Genomic DNA, 14,260 nt, shown 5'->3' with positions numbered 1-14,260 from the left:
ACGCATGCAATCGTTATCTATGACAGACAGCAACTTCCCCTCGCCTGCCCTGCCCTGCATGGCCTACACTGCAAGCATCATTCACAAGCATCAGGAGCCAACATGACGATCCTGCGCACCACCATGCTCGGCGTGCTGGCGGCCATCCCGCTCGCTGCCAGCCTGGTCGCCTGTTCACCCTTGGGTGCCATCAATGCCTTGTCGTCCGGCAGCGCCTCGCAAGTGACGCTGGGCCTGCCCTACGGCCCCCTGCCACGGCAAAAACTCGACGTCTACGCTCCAAAAATGCGCACCGGCCCCGTGCCCGTGGTGGTGTTCTTTTATGGTGGCAACTGGACGACGGGCGAGCGCGCCGACTATGCCTTCGTTGGCCACGCGCTCGCTGCGCGCGGCTACCTGGCCGTGATCGCCGACTACCGGCTATATCCACACGCGCACTACCCCGAAATCTTGCAGGATGCGGCCCGCGCCGTGGCCTGGGCCGCGATGGAGTCTGGCCGCCATGGCGGCGACCCCGCCCGCTTGTTCGTCATGGGCCATAGCGCCGGCGCCTACAATGCAGCGATGGTAGCGCTCGATGCCAGCCTGCTGGCGCGCCACGGCATGCGCCCGCACGATTTGCAGGGCTGGATAGGCTTGGCCGGTCCGTATGATTTCCTGCCGATCGAAAATACCACCGCCCAGCCCGTCTTCTTTTACCCGGACACGCCCGCCTCTTCGCAGCCCATCTACCACGTGACTGCCGAAGCGCCGCCCGCCCTGCTGATCGCTCCCCTGCCCGGACAGGATAAACTGGTCAATCCGCAACGCAACACGGCAGGACTGGCCAAGGCCTTGCGGGCTTTGCACCGGCCCGTGACGGAAACGTATTTTGCCAAGGTCAGCCACACCACCTTGGTCGCCTCCCTGGCCAGTCCCTTGCGCATGCTGGCGCCCACGCTGGACGCCGTGAGCGCCTTTATCGACGCCAACAGCAAGGTCGATAGCGTGCTGACAGCTGACACGGGCGCGGGCACGCACGCGCGGCAAATCCCCGCCACGCCCTTACCTGCCGCAACGGCGCAAAGCGCCACCACGCAGACGGCCGCGGCGCGCACCCACGACAAAACGTCCGCCCCTTAAAGAAGGACGCTCTGAAAAGACCGCTCTGCCCGGCCGCACGACGCTGCACCAGCTAAACTCAGCGCAGCGCAAGGCTAGGCCCGCGCGATACGGGTTCAGCGACCGCTCAGCCGTCAGCCGACAGCCGTTTATTCTTTACGGCTGGCGCTGCCGCTTTTTCCTTGGGTGGAGCCCGCATGCGAAGCGCTGCCGCCGGCCGAGCTTTCGCTGCCGGCCGACTGCTGGCTACCCTGCTGGTTACTCTGCTGGTTACTCTGCTGGTTGACGTTTTGGAGGCTTTGGCCGTCACGGCTTTGCATGCCGCGCTGCTGGTCGCGGTTGGCACCATTTTGATGAAAGGCCTGAAACGGTTCGGCGATGCGCTGCATGGCTTCTTGCTGCTTGCGCGCGTTTTTCTCCGTTTCTTCTGAAGCCGTGCGGGCCACTTCTTCGGCCAGGGCCTTGGCCGTACGGCTCGTTTCATTCACATGCCGCTCTGCCACATTGGCCAGTTCAAGCTGCGTATCGGCCGCCAGGCGCGACAGCTGTTGCTGGTATTTGCGCAGTTGCTCGGCCGCTGGCTGGCCCGCTACGGCAGCCACCTGGAATACATCTTCAGCGCGTTCGAGCGTCAGCAGGCTATGGCTGGTGGCGGTGCTTTGTTCAAGCAAGCCTTGCGCCAGCTGTATGTTCAGCTCATTGAAGTGCTGCAGCAACTGAAACAGCGACTTTGACAAACCATTAAAAAAGGCCAGTTGCGCTTCCAGGTGGTTTTCGGCGGCAGGGGTAACACGAAAAGAATAGGAATACATGAAGTTCCTCACTAAATAGCGATTGGGTAGACACACGGCGCCACCAGCGGCTGTCGCACGCTTACGCAGACGGCCGGGCTACGCCACGAAACGCGAAAAAACATATCCGATTGGTGGAGAGATGCTTTGCAACGCGAGTCCCAAGGCTACGTGAGTACCGCAGGTGGGGGATGATCAGGATCAAATGTGCGCCAGGCTGCGCAGAAATTTTTGGCTCAGCGACAGGCCCTGGCCAAACATCGATGACGCAGCGGACAATCCGTGTCAAGCACGCTCAACGAGCGTCGCCGGTACTGGCACCCGGCGCGACGGGCTTGTAACCATGGCTGCGCAGCGACGCTTCCAGCCAGCGGTTGGCATACCAGCCGCGCGCCAGCAGGTAACTGAGCTCCGCGACAGCCATCAGCAGCAGCATCGGAGCGAGGCGCAGTTCGCTGGCCAGTTGGCTGCCAAACCACAGGCAGACATCCATCGCCAGCATCAGCAGCAACAGCCACCAGCGGCGCTTGGCCACGGCCCAGAGCCAGCCCAGAAACAGGGCTGACCAGGAAAATCCCGCTCTCACGTAGGCATAGCGGCCGGCATCGTCGGCAAACAGGGTGGCGCTGTGCTGCATATTGCTCTCCTCAGGTCATGCTCGGCGTCACGGCTCGGGACGGTGGCAGACGGCTTCGACATTGTGACCGTCCGGGCCCAGCACGAAGGCGCCATAGTAATTCGGGTGGTAGATGGCGCGGATGCCAGGGGCGCCGTTATCCTTGCCGCCTGCTGCCAGCGCGGCCTGGTAAAACGCATCCACCTGGGCGCGGTTGTCTGCCACGAAGGCGAGATGCATGCCGGCATGCGGCGTACCGCCCACGCCGAACCAGAAATCAGGCTTGCCATCTTTCCCCAGGCCAACCCAGCCATGCACTTCCATCACCACCGATACGCCCAGGGGTGCCAGGGCAGCAGAAAAGAAAGCCTTGCTGGCCTGTGCGTCGCTGACATTCAAACCGATATGATCAAGAATCATGAGGGCACTCCTAGCAGAATGTGGCACGGAAAACGCAGTATGTACCGACATTGCATTATGGGCAATATTTAAAAGCACTACTGCGCGGCGGAAGATGTCCGCACAGTAGTGGGGCTGATGGAGTGATCGCCTGGCGCCTGCCTCGCTCAGCGCAGGTTGCCCGTATGGCCCAGCGAATAGCGGCCCGGCTGCGGCCACACGGTCAGGCCGTGCGGTTCCTGGCCGACTTTCACTTTGGAGACGTCGCCACTGTGCGTATCGATGCGATACACGACATCATCAAAACGGCCGGACAGCCATAGATATTTGCCATCGGCACTCACATTGCCCATGTCGGGGCTACCGCCACCGGGAATCGGCCACTGCGACACCACTTTTTCGGTGGCGAAATCGATCACGCTGACGCTGCCCTTGCCCTTCGGCTTGCCGTGGATGCGGTGCGTGCCGCGGTTGGCCACGTATAGTTTCTTGCCGTCACGGCTAGGGTACAAGCCATGCGCGCCCACGCCGGTCTGGATGAAGCCGATTTGCTTCAGGGTGGCGCCATCGACGATGTGCACGCCATCGGCGTCCATGTCGGCGATATAGAATTTCTTGCCATCGGGCGAGATACGTATATCTTGCGGCATGCCCTTCTTGACGCTGCAGATTTCATTTGCCGGGCCGCCCACGGGGTCGGACTCGGCAAAACGCTTGGCCGGCATTTGCAATTTCAGGTAGCTCTCAACCTTGCGCCCCACAAGGTCGATCTTGGCGATGGTGCCGTCGAACTCGCAGGTGAAGATGGCGTAGCGCCCGTCATTTGAAAAATCGGCATGGTTGATGCCGCCGCACTGGGGCGTGTCGATCGCATACTGTACCGCCATGGTCTTCGGATCGCGGAAATCTAGGCGGCGGCGCGCCTCGGCCACGACGATGGCCGACTTGCCGTCCGGTGTGAAGTACATATTATAAGGATCATCGACCGGCACTTCCTTGCCCGGCTTGCCGCTCAAAGGGTCGACCGGCGTCAGACTGCCCTTGTCCGTGCGTTCGGCATTGTTCGCTACCCACAGAGTGCGCAAGTCCCACGACGGCACGACGTGCTGCGGACCGCTGCCGACCTTGAACTTGTCGACTACCTTCAGGCTATCCTGGTCGATCACGTAGACATCGTTCGAGCGCAGATTGGGCACATAGATGCGGCGCAAGTGATCCTTGACGACGGCACTCATATTGCTGCTGGCAGTGCTGCCATACACGTTTTTCGGGTCCACCAGCGGCGGCATGCCCGGCAGCGGAGAATAGATGGCAGCGGGTGCAGCGGCGGCAGGGGCCGCTGTGCTGGCGCCGATGACCTGGCTGGCCACGCCCAAGGCTGCCAGTGCGGCAGCCAGGACGGACAAGGTGACGATGTGACGTCGTTGAGATTTTTTCATGTTATTTCGCGTCATTTTCGTTGCAAAAGCCGGAAGTTCAGCACCCCGGCGGATGTTATTGATTACGTTGCAGCAGCTGCCTGATGGCGGCCACCGAGCTATCGACCTGCAGCTTGATGCCGATCTGGCCCAGTTCCGCCGTGGCGCGCGTGGCGTCGCCGCGCACGCCGTCGGCCACGCCGGGCTTGGACCCGTGGGCCATGGCATCGCTGCGCACCATCGACGGCTGCGTCGCCAGCATCAGCGCCGCGTCGGCCATGCCCGCGTGCAGGCCGATCTCGGCGCTGCTATAGCCACGCTTATGCAGTTCGGCAATATAGGTCGATTGCGTAATGTCATAATAGCCGGACAAGGCATACGCACGTGCATCGTGCAGCGCGGATGCTTTTGCCCAGGCAAGGTTGAGTTTATTCGCCACATTCTGCTCGTTCTTTTGGTAACCACCGTGATCACCGAGGAAGATGATGTCGCGGAAACCATGCTGGCGCAGGCTGGCAGCTATCGCTTCGAGTACGGCTTCGAAAACGGCGGGCGGAATCGAAATCGTGCCGGCATAGCGCATGTGCCCGGCCGGGGGCGCAATACTGCCTTCCGGCACATAGGAAACGACGGGCGCAACCATGGTGTTGCCCAGCTTTTGCGCAATCTGGCGCGCCAGCAGCCCGGCACGCACATTGTGTTTACCCAGCGCAATATATGGCCCGCTCTGCTCGACGCCGCCAATCGGCACCAGCACGGTGGTGGCGCCGTGCTCGATACGGCTGCGCAACTCGGTACTGGTCAGCTCTTCCAGCATGACGCTGCTGTTGGCAGGCGTGGCAGGCGTGGCAGGCGTGGCGGCCATGACCGGTGCCGTGACCAGCAGACAGCAACATATCAGGACGAAGCGGGAAACGAGGGGCTGGCGTGAGATGCGCCGCGTGGGTGGCGCGCAAGGCGCCGTTTGCTGGGGGAACTGCGGAGTCATAAGCCACCATCTTTCCAAGTTCAAGGCATGGCGCCGTACCTGGCCTTGCCAGGCACGCTGGCTGCCACGCGAGAATTGTATTCCATCATGACGGGAACGGCACGTTAATTTGCGACGCTACGCTGCCTTGCCAGGAATTGACGATGGGAAACTATCCGTCAGACTGTTGTCGCCTTGGCCCCATCCACCTCGCCATCATGGATAGCAGCGTTGCGTTTTTCGGCATAGGCCTTGAGCGAACGCATCGTTTTGGGCAGACCTTGGCGGACTTGTTTGGCAACGCCTGGCCCGAACAGAAAAGCAAGCGCGCCAGAGAACCATACGCGGTGAATGACTTCCGATCCGCCATCTGCGGCAACAACCGTGTGCTCAAAATGTAGTCGGAATAGCGGAATATGCCCCTCGACAGTAAACGATCGGCCGGCAGAGCGCTCGGTGATCAGCATCGCAATACCCATCCCTTTGCTGGGAACTATCCTGCCCTTTGTGCCAACTTCGAATGGCCCGTTGAGGCACGCTTGCCGTGTATCGGGGTCCCACGCATGCCATCGGTCGACTTCGCTCCAGATTTGATCGATGAGCGTGGGCGGGACTGCAATGTGGATGCTTGCTTCGATCTGCCTCAATTTTTGATCTCCCCATCATGTTGATGAAAGTCAGCGGGTCTTTTATCGGGCCCCGCGCCGTGTCTCTCGTCAACTTGGTTCACCGTCGCCACAGGGACAGAACGCAACGCTTGCTTGAACAACTATCATATCACCGAAGAAAAACCCCGGCGTACCGGGGTCGTCACAAGGTTCAACTGCGGGCGCTGCGACTGGGCAGCGTCATGCGCCGGCTGGCGGCAGGCGTCGCCCTGGCCGGCAAGCCAGCCGCCGTTTTCAACGATGTGGCCTGCGCATCGCCACGCAAGCGGAACACGGCCACTACGTCGACCAGCTCGACGGCGCGCTCTTGCAGCGACACTGCAGCAGCGGCCGCCTCTTCCACCAGGGCTGCATTTTGCTGGGTCACCTGGTCCATTTGCGAAATGGCCTGGTTCACTTGTTCGATGCCGGCGCTTTGCTCGTGGCTGGCATTGGCGATGTCGCCCATGATGTCCGTCACGCGACCGATGCTGGCGACGATCTCTTCCATCGTCGCGCCCGCCTGATCGACCAGCGCGCTGCCGGTGTTGACTTTATCCACGGAATCCTCAATCAAACCCTTGATTTCCTTGGCCGCCGCTGCCGAACGCTGCGCCAGGTTGCGCACTTCCGTGGCCACCACGGCAAAACCGCGGCCCTGCTCGCCCGCGCGGGCCGCTTCGACGGCCGCATTCAAGGCCAGAATATTGGTTTGGAAGGCAATGCCGTCGATCACACCGATAATGTCGGCAATCTTCTTCGCCGATTCATTGATCGAACCCATCGTGCCCACCACTTGCGCCACCACGGCGCCGCCCTTGCGCGCCACGTCCGAGGCGGACACGGCCAGGGTATTGGCTTGGCGCGCATTGTCCGTATTCTGCCGCACGGCCGAGGTCAGCTCTTCCAGGCTGGAAGCCGTTTCTTCCAGCGAAGACGCCTGCTGCTCGGTGCGTACGGACAAGTCCGCGTTACCGGCGGAAATTTGCGCAGCTGCCACGCTAACCGTATCGGCCGAGGTGCGCACGGTGGCGATCACGTCGACGATGCGCTCCAAAAACTTGTTGAAGGCGGTGGCCGTGCGGCCCACTTCATCCATGCGTTCGACGGGCATGGCCGACGACAAGTCCAGCGAGGCGCTGACGCGCTCCAGGGTATGCTCGATATTACCCAGGCCGCCACTGATGGTGCGGTAGATATGCCACGCTAGAGCGCCCGTCAGCAGCACGGCCACGCCCAGCACGGCCAGCATGGTGGTAAACGCCGTATCGTAGGCGGCGAGGCTCTCGGCCTTCACGTCGTCGACCAGCTTATTATTGTAGGCAATATGCTCATCTATGCTCTTTTTCGCGGCAGCGGCCGTGAGGGCCAGTGGCGTTCCGGCGAGCAAGGTGGCGCGCACGCCATCCATGTCGCCAGCGTAGGCGGCAGCGAAAAATGGCACCAGCGCGCGGCGGTAGGCTTCCATGGCGGCCTGGTCGGCGTCGAGCATCTTGCTGTCCGTGGCGTCGTACAGGCGCTCGGCGCGGTAAGTGGCGATGAGCTTGTCAAAATTGGTGTTGGCGTCGACCACGGCCTTGTCCAGCGCCGTCTTGTCGGCCAGGTTGGCGAACACGGACAGGCGGTAGCCAGCCAGGCGCGCATCGGCCAGGAAACCCTTGGCCGCATTTAAACCCTGGATGCTGGGAATGATGCGGTTTTGCACGGTATCGAAACGCTGCTGGGCGCGCTGCAACTGAATGGCGCCGCCGGCGCCCAGCAGCAGCAGAGCCAGCAAGGCGATGGTAAGAGTCACAATTAATTGTTTGGTGATATTCATGATGTTTCACAGTCAGGAAAACAGCCTGGGGAGCCAGGCAGGATAAGTAGCTGCCGATCAGGTGGCCGGGGACGTGTTACTGGCGACGTCAGGCCGCCAGGGGGGAAGCATCAGGCTTGCGGCGCAGCAAGTCGCCATGCTGGCGGCAAAATGCCAGGCCCGCCTTATGGCCCACGTCAAACAGCAGTTGCATGTTCGAACTGGACCAGTCCAGGGTGTCGGGCCAGTGCTGTTCGGGGATGCCGCCCATCAAGTCGAGTTTCAGCAAACGCCGCTTGGGCTGGCCCGTGCGCGCGTCGGTGTTGTGCTCGAGTTCAAACAGGCGCAATTCGCTCTTGGAAATTTTCACCAGCGGCGTGATGATGGAGCGCACCCAGGCGTCGTACAGGTTGCGCGGCCTGCGCAGCAGGCGTTCGTCACCGAGGATGTCGAGGATGACCAGGGTGTCGGCGTCATGGTGTTCCCCCTTGCCTTCGATAAAGGGCTCGAAATTGAGCGTGTCGAGCGCAGCACCTTCGATGTAATCGTCACCATCGATGGTCGTGGGGGCATACAAGAAAGGAAACGACAGGGCTGCGCGCACGTGGATCGGTGCGATCTCGTGCTTGCCCCAGATTTGCATGCGGTGCTCGCTGAGATTATAGGCATTGATGTAAAAATCGGGACGCATATGCGCCACGCCCGAAAAATCCACGGCTGATTCCAGGAAAGGCAAATGCGCGCACAATCCCAGACTCTTCGCCGACAGGTCCGATGGCGACAGCGACGACAGCATCAGCTTGCCCCAGTCCGACCAGGCAGTGGGCACGCCCGCAAAGCTTTGCTGGAATGCCTGGTAAAAAGGATTGTTGGCCGGCGCCTGGAAAGCGTCTCGAAAGGTGCTCGCGTGCATGCCCGGCTTCTGGAACACCTTGTAGTTGATCGGAATCATCTTGTAAATGCTGTCGGCCACGCCTGTATCGGCCCAGTTTTGCAAGGCTTGGCGCGGCGTAGCCTGATGCGGCGTGGTGTAAAGCAAGCCCATCAACACACCGGCGCCGGAGGCCGAAATGACATCGAATTCGATGCCTGCATCGAGAAACGCGGCTAGCGCGCCCGCAATCAAGGTGGAATTTGGTGCACCGCCACCAAGCAGCAAGCCCGTCTTGCGGGCAGGTTTCTTGGCGGGTGCCCGATATGGCGGCGTCATGCTTGCTGTCTTCATGCACACTCCCTGAACGGAACCGGGCTCGCGCCCTCATTATTGGTGACTACACGCTTAATACGCTGATGTATGCCCATGTTGTAGCAATAGGAAACTATTGCAATCTGACACAAACAGATATGAAATTAACATAGATCAATTCTTTTTTGCAATTTACTTGACGCATGATGGGTATTCAGAAAAGACATAAGTTGACAATACGCGGCGTGGCGTAGTGCATCGCAGCAAATATATATTCTGCAATGTTGGGGAAAAAATTCCTGATGTCAGAATATCGCTCAACTCCCGCCATCGCGGCCGCCAGACTGTTCGACGGACTCGCGATGGCGCGGGAGCATACAGGTGGGCACGCAAATGCGTCACAAAGACGCGATTTTTGCGCCGCCGGTGGCGGCCCGACGGCCACAGCAACGAACGGTTGCACGATTACAGCAGGCACTGGGCCAGCAAGGCAAGATGATGCGCTAGCCGATCACGGGCAGGCCGAGACCACGCCTGCCGCGCGGCGCCATGACGCGGTGCGACGATTGCCTTTCTGCATCACCGAGGTCGTACGGATCAGCCTAGGAAGCCTGTTCATATTGGGCAGCGCCACCCGCCTTCGATGTTTCTCCGCAACAGCTCAACAGTTGAAGAAGAATTCAAAGAGCAAAACTAGTTTACTGATCAAAGCGCTTTGAACTATACTCAAAGCGCTTTGAACCATAACTAAAGCGCTTTGGCTGTGCGAAGTTATGCGCACCGATCCCACACCTATAAAAATACTGGAGACGCAATGAACAAACATTTCTTGAAAACTTTGCCTGCCGCCGTGGCGTTGGCCTTGAGCGCTTCGGCTGCCCAGGCGGCGTTGCCGATCGACTTCGGCGGCTACATCCGCTCGGGCTTTGGCACCAGCAGCGAAGGCGGCAAGGAAGCCTGTTTCGGCCTGGCCGGCGCCTCGTCCAAGTATCGTCTGGGCAATGAGTGCGAAACCTACGGCGAGCTGAAATTCGGCGGCGAAGCCTTCAAGGCAGCCAACGGCACCACCTTCCGCATCAACACCCTGGTGGCGTTTTCCGTCAACCAGAATCAGGACTGGGAGCAGTCGAACCCGTCATGGCGCGAAATGAACGTGGTGGCCGACAAGATCGGCACGGGCGCCTTCGCCGAAGCGCGCGCCTGGGTCGGCAAACGCTACTACGACCGCCAGGACGTGCACATCACCGATTACTACTTCTGGAATAACAGCGGCCCTGGCGCCGGCCTAGAAAACATCGACCTGGGCGCCGCCAAGTTGGCCTACGCCATCGTGCGCACGGCCGACGACGGCGACAGCAAGCGTATGGGCCTGTCCCACGACTTGCGCTTTTCCGGCATCAAGGTCAACCCGGACGGTGAACTGACGCTGGGCCTGCAATTGAATCAGAAACGCAACGCGCAAGGCGCGGCCCCCATCGCCGGCGGCCACTTGCTGACCATCATGCATACGCAGGGCAATCTGCTGGGCGGCTTCAACAAGGTGGCATTGCAGTATGGCAAAGGCAGCGCCGCCAACACGGGCGGCTTCAGCCTGGGCGCCGGCAAGGATGACAAGGTCGTGCGCCTGACGGAACAGGTCATGATCCAGCCCAAAGGCGCCTGGTCGGGCATGGGCACCTTCGTCTACGAAGACAAGGAAACGGCGGGCGTCAGCAGCAAATGGACCTCGATCGGCGCGCGTCCCGTCTACCACTTTACGGACAACTACAGCCTGGCGGTGGAACTGGGCCACGACATCGTCAAGCCGGAAGGCGGCGAAAGCCGCAACCTGACCAAGCTGACCATTGCCCCTCAACTGTCGGCCGGCAACAGCTTCTGGTCGCGCCCCGTGCTGCGCGCCTTCTACACCTACGCCAAATGGAACAAGGCAGCCCAGTCGGCCGCCGTTGCCGAATCGGCGTTGTCGACGACGGGTGTGTTCGGTGGCAAGACGAACGGCAGTTCGCTGGGTTTCCAGGTGGAATCCTGGTGGTAATAGCATCCAACATTGGCTGATGCCGCAAGGCGCCTGCCACTGGCAGCAACACCGCCCGCTCACCGAGGGGCAGGCAATATCCGGACCCACCATTTCGCCGCTGCACGCGATGGCCGGCAGCTACACTGTAGTGTTTTCAGCAGTATCCTCTTTTAGCGCGGGCGCCCCTGGGTTTGCCCGCGTATTTTTTTGGGCGCTGGCGCCGCGGGTCATCCCCCTGATCATTCCGGCATTTATCAGATAAACTACCCTGCATCGCTCCCGACCCATCCCAGACGCAGCATCCATGAACCTCAAAAATCTCGCCAAAACGCTAGGAATATCCGAAACCACCGTCAGCCGCGCCTTGAATGGCTATCCGGAAGTGAGTGAACGCACGCGCGAGCGGGTGCTGGCCGCCGCGCAGGCCGCCGGCTACCGCCCCAACCCCATGGCGCGCAGCCTGGCCGTGGGACGCACGAATATCGTCGGCATCATCTACCCGCTGATGCCGAACGACCTGGCCGACCCCATGTTCATCGACATCGTCGGCGGCATGTCGGAGGCGCTGGAAGCGCAGCAGATGGACATGATGATCGCGCCCGCCTCGGCCACCAATGAATTCCACACCTATCAACGCATGGTCAAGGGCCGTCGCATCGATGGCCTGATCGTCGGACGCACGAAACCGTACGACGAACGCATCGCCTACCTGGCGCAGCAAGGCATGCCGTTTGTCGCGCATGGCCGCACGCAGCTGAACCAGCCGCACGCCTGGTTCGACTACGACAACGAGGCGGGCATGCGCCTGGCCGTCGAGCGCCTGGCGCAGCTGGGCCACCAGCGCATCGGCCTGATCAGCGCCACGCCAGACCTGAACTTCGTGCGCCAGCGCGTCGAGAGTTTCCAGCACGCCATGCAGGCCGGCGGCCTGGCCGTCGATCCGGACAATCTGGTCGACCATGCGCACGACCGCCGCGCCGGCTACCAGGCGATGCAGCGCCTGCTGGCCCGCTCGCCCCGCCCCACCGCCGTCATCGTCGACAATCACATGTCGGGCGTGGGCGCCGTGCGCGCCCTGCTCGACGCGGGCATCGCCATCGGCAGCGAGATGTCGCTGATCGTCTGGGGCGTGATGGAAGATTCCCTGGCCGGCCACAACGTCACCACCGTCGTCCAGCCCGACCCGCGCGGCGCCGGCGCGAAGATGATCCACATGCTGCTGGCCCTGATGGATGGCACGCCCGTCGCCGACTTGCAAGAGCTGTGGCCGTGCGAACTATTGCCGGGCGAGTCAACCGGACCGGTAATACACGCCTGATTTACCCCTGGAGCCAACTGCTGGGGCCGGTCACTGCGTGATCGGAATGCGTCCCACTGGGACGCATTCCCCCGGCGGGTCGGACCCATCTTGTTGTCCTGAATCACCCTCATAAAAAAATCGTATGTCTGGCGCGCGTATCGCTTTACTTTTCAAAGCGCTTTGAACTATACTCATTTCATACCCAAAGCGCTTTGAATTTTAAAATAAGACGTTCGCCTACCAACCAGCAGCGCTGTCCTGATAGCCGAGGCTACAGGCAACTTTTAAGAAATCATTCATGCCGACCATCCAGAACAATCTCGCCCACCTGCCCGCCGACTGGTGGCGCAGCGCCGTCATTTACCAGGTTTATCCACGCAGCTTCCTCGACAGCAATGGCGACGGCATTGGCGACTTGCCCGGCATTACCTCCAAGCTCGATTACATCGCCGCCTTGGGCGCCGACATCGTCTGGATCTCGCCCTTCTTTACGTCGCCGATGAAAGACTTCGGCTATGACGTGGCCAACTTCTGCGACGTCGATCCCATGTTCGGCAGCCTGGCCGATTTCGACCGCCTGGTGGCGCGCGCCCATGAACTGGGCTTAAAAGTGATGATCGACCAGGTGCTGTCGCACTCGTCCGATGTCCACCCGTGGTTCGTGGAAAGCCGCTCCAGCCGCGACAATGCCAAGGCCGACTGGTATGTCTGGGCCGACCAGAAACCCGATGGCACGGCGCCCAATAACTGGCTGTCCGTGTTCGGCGGTTCCGCCTGGCAATGGGAGCCGCGCCGCGGCCAGTACTACCTGCACGATTTCCTCGCCAGCCAGCCCGACCTGAATTTCCATAACCCGGCCGTGCAGCAAACGCAGCTGGACAACCTGCGTTTCTGGCTGGAACGCGGTGTCGATGGCTTCCGCTTCGATTCCTGCAACTTCCCGTATCATGACCAATTGCTGCGCGACAATCCGCCGGCCGCGCAGCGCGACGCCAGCAGCGTGTCGGCCATCAACCCGTACGGCATGCAAGCGCACGTGTACGACAAGACGCAGCCAGAAAACATCGCCTACCTGCAGCGCGTGCGCGCCGTGCTTGACGAATATCAGGCCATTTCCATCGGCGAAGTGGGCGACGACAATGCGCTGGCCACCATGGCTGCCTACACGGGCGCCGACAAGCTGCACATGGCTTACAGTTTCAACTTGCTGACGGCGGAGTTTTCCGCCGCGCACATCCGCACGCAGGTGGAAGAATTCGAAGCGCAAGTGGCCGACGGCTGGGCGTCCTGGTCCGTGGGCAACCACGACAGCGTGCGCGTCATGACGCGCTGGGGCGGCCAACACCCGTCGCCATCGCTGGCCAAGGTGGTGCTGGCCGTGCAAGCGGCGCTGAAAGGCACGCCGTGCCTGTACCAGGGTGACGAGCTGGCCCTGACCGAAGCGGACATTCCTTTCGAGGCGCTGCAAGACCCGTACGGCATCCCGTTCTGGCCACAGTTCAAGGGACGCGACGGCTGCCGCACGCCGATGCCGTGGGTGGCTGACGCGCCGCATGGCGGCTTCAGTTCGGCAAAACCCTGGCTGCCCGTGCCGCCCGAGCATCTGGCGCGCGCCGTTGACGTCGAAGAGCGCGATAGCGCCTCGCCCTTGACCTTTGCGCACAACATCCTCGCCTGGCGCCGCACCGTACCGCAATTGCTGGGCGGCGACATCGTCTTCTTCGATGCGCCCGAACCCGTGCTGGCCCTGCGCCGCGACTTGCCCGGCCAACCGTCCGTGCTGGCCGCCTTCAACCTGGGCACGCAAGCGCTCACGTTCGCCTGGCCCGATGCGGCGCCAGCGGCCGACCTGGCCGGTCACGGCTTGCCAGGCAGCAAAGAAGGCCAGCAAATCAGTCTGCCAGCGCATGGCGGCTGGTTCGGCACCCTGGCGTAAATCGCAGGCTTTGGCGGCCGTGCCGCCAATTACAATAACGAGCCCCGCGCATCAGCGGGGACGGCTTGACACAGTGAGGACGAC

12 protein-coding genes are annotated in these 14,260 nt (G+C 61.4%); 4 read left to right on the top strand and 8 right to left on the bottom strand.

Annotation, left to right across the window (positions count from 1 at the left end; genetic code table 11):
* Positions 1–102 precede the first annotated feature (102 nt).
* The gene (locus ACQ4V8_RS13630; RefSeq protein ID WP_196856038.1) at positions 103–1,122 is read left to right on the top strand and encodes an alpha/beta hydrolase; all 1,020 of its coding nucleotides are present in this window, start codon (positions 103–105) and stop codon (positions 1,120–1,122) included.
* A gap of 128 nt (positions 1,123–1,250) precedes the next feature.
* Here the strand turns inward: ACQ4V8_RS13630 and phaP are convergent, their stop codons facing one another.
* The 8 genes from phaP to ACQ4V8_RS13590 form a co-directional block, all read right to left on the bottom strand.
* Positions 1,251–1,913 carry a TIGR01841 family phasin gene (phaP, locus tag ACQ4V8_RS13625; RefSeq protein WP_070346971.1) on the bottom strand — a complete coding sequence of 221 codons (663 nt, stop codon included), beginning with the start codon at positions 1,911–1,913 and terminating at the stop codon, positions 1,251–1,253.
* A gap of 274 nt (positions 1,914–2,187) precedes the next feature.
* Positions 2,188–2,529 carry a hypothetical protein gene (locus ACQ4V8_RS13620; protein WP_436571658.1) on the bottom strand — a complete coding sequence of 114 codons (342 nt, stop codon included), beginning with the start codon at positions 2,527–2,529 and terminating at the stop codon, positions 2,188–2,190.
* Positions 2,530–2,556: 27 nt separating this feature from the next.
* Positions 2,557–2,928, bottom strand: a complete 372-nt coding sequence (locus ACQ4V8_RS13615) for a VOC family protein (RefSeq protein WP_222838461.1) — start codon at positions 2,926–2,928, stop codon at positions 2,557–2,559.
* 146 nt (positions 2,929–3,074) lie between these two features.
* Positions 3,075–4,346: a YncE family protein gene (locus tag ACQ4V8_RS13610; RefSeq protein WP_010397089.1), complete on the bottom strand. Its 1,272-nt coding sequence runs from the start codon at positions 4,344–4,346 to the stop codon at positions 3,075–3,077.
* 55 nt (positions 4,347–4,401) lie between these two features.
* Positions 4,402–5,313: a creatininase family protein gene (locus ACQ4V8_RS13605; RefSeq protein ID WP_436571657.1), complete on the bottom strand. Its 912-nt coding sequence runs from the start codon at positions 5,311–5,313 to the stop codon at positions 4,402–4,404.
* Between the two features lie 158 nt (positions 5,314–5,471).
* Positions 5,472–5,939: an SRPBCC family protein gene (locus ACQ4V8_RS13600; protein WP_010397085.1), complete on the bottom strand. Its 468-nt coding sequence runs from the start codon at positions 5,937–5,939 to the stop codon at positions 5,472–5,474.
* A 172-nt stretch (positions 5,940–6,111) separates the two neighbouring features.
* Positions 6,112–7,758, bottom strand: a complete 1,647-nt coding sequence (locus ACQ4V8_RS13595; RefSeq protein ID WP_010397083.1) for a methyl-accepting chemotaxis protein — start codon at positions 7,756–7,758, stop codon at positions 6,112–6,114.
* A gap of 88 nt (positions 7,759–7,846) precedes the next feature.
* Positions 7,847–8,947, bottom strand: a complete 1,101-nt coding sequence (locus tag ACQ4V8_RS13590) for a patatin-like phospholipase family protein (RefSeq protein WP_010397081.1) — start codon at positions 8,945–8,947, stop codon at positions 7,847–7,849.
* A 790-nt stretch (positions 8,948–9,737) separates the two neighbouring features.
* On the opposite strand from ACQ4V8_RS13590, the gene ACQ4V8_RS13585 reads away from it, so the two are divergent.
* The 3 genes from ACQ4V8_RS13585 to ACQ4V8_RS13575 all read left to right on the top strand — a co-directional run bounded on the left by ACQ4V8_RS13585 (position 9,738) and on the right by ACQ4V8_RS13575 (position 14,176).
* The gene (locus tag ACQ4V8_RS13585) at positions 9,738–10,958 is read left to right on the top strand and encodes a maltoporin (RefSeq protein ID WP_196856043.1); all 1,221 of its coding nucleotides are present in this window, start codon (positions 9,738–9,740) and stop codon (positions 10,956–10,958) included.
* 286 nt (positions 10,959–11,244) lie between these two features.
* The gene (locus ACQ4V8_RS13580; protein ID WP_010397078.1) at positions 11,245–12,258 is read left to right on the top strand and encodes a substrate-binding domain-containing protein; all 1,014 of its coding nucleotides are present in this window, start codon (positions 11,245–11,247) and stop codon (positions 12,256–12,258) included.
* A gap of 280 nt (positions 12,259–12,538) precedes the next feature.
* Positions 12,539–14,176 carry an alpha-amylase family glycosyl hydrolase gene (locus ACQ4V8_RS13575; protein WP_010397077.1) on the top strand — a complete coding sequence of 546 codons (1,638 nt, stop codon included), beginning with the start codon at positions 12,539–12,541 and terminating at the stop codon, positions 14,174–14,176.
* Positions 14,177–14,260 lie beyond the last annotated feature (84 nt).

Source organism: Janthinobacterium paucivorans, from assembly GCF_051380805.1.
GTDB lineage: Bacteria > Pseudomonadota > Gammaproteobacteria > Burkholderiales > Burkholderiaceae_D > Janthinobacterium > Janthinobacterium lividum_D.
The sequence above is the reverse complement of the archived record's forward strand: the minus strand, read 5'-3'. Positions and strand labels throughout refer to the sequence as shown.

Excerpts from the sequence above, each read along its gene's own strand:
- ACQ4V8_RS13580 (WP_010397078.1), top strand. The coding sequence starts at position 11,245 with ATGAACCTCAAAAATCTCGCCAAAACGCTAGGAATATCCGAAACCACC.
- phaP (WP_070346971.1), bottom strand. The coding sequence starts at position 1,913 with ATGTATTCCTATTCTTTTCGTGTTACCCCTGCCGCCGAAAACCACCTG.
- ACQ4V8_RS13585 (WP_196856043.1), top strand. The coding sequence starts at position 9,738 with ATGAACAAACATTTCTTGAAAACTTTGCCTGCCGCCGTGGCGTTGGCC.
- ACQ4V8_RS13615 (WP_222838461.1), bottom strand. The coding sequence starts at position 2,928 with ATGATTCTTGATCATATCGGTTTGAATGTCAGCGACGCACAGGCCAGC.
- ACQ4V8_RS13630 (WP_196856038.1), top strand. The coding sequence starts at position 103 with ATGACGATCCTGCGCACCACCATGCTCGGCGTGCTGGCGGCCATCCCG.
- ACQ4V8_RS13605 (WP_436571657.1), bottom strand. The coding sequence starts at position 5,313 with ATGACTCCGCAGTTCCCCCAGCAAACGGCGCCTTGCGCGCCACCCACG.
- ACQ4V8_RS13595 (WP_010397083.1), bottom strand. The coding sequence starts at position 7,758 with ATGAATATCACCAAACAATTAATTGTGACTCTTACCATCGCCTTGCTG.
- ACQ4V8_RS13590 (WP_010397081.1), bottom strand. The coding sequence starts at position 8,947 with ATGACGCCGCCATATCGGGCACCCGCCAAGAAACCTGCCCGCAAGACG.
- ACQ4V8_RS13575 (WP_010397077.1), top strand. The coding sequence starts at position 12,539 with ATGCCGACCATCCAGAACAATCTCGCCCACCTGCCCGCCGACTGGTGG.
- ACQ4V8_RS13610 (WP_010397089.1), bottom strand. The coding sequence starts at position 4,346 with ATGAAAAAATCTCAACGACGTCACATCGTCACCTTGTCCGTCCTGGCT.
- ACQ4V8_RS13620 (WP_436571658.1), bottom strand. The coding sequence starts at position 2,529 with ATGCAGCACAGCGCCACCCTGTTTGCCGACGATGCCGGCCGCTATGCC.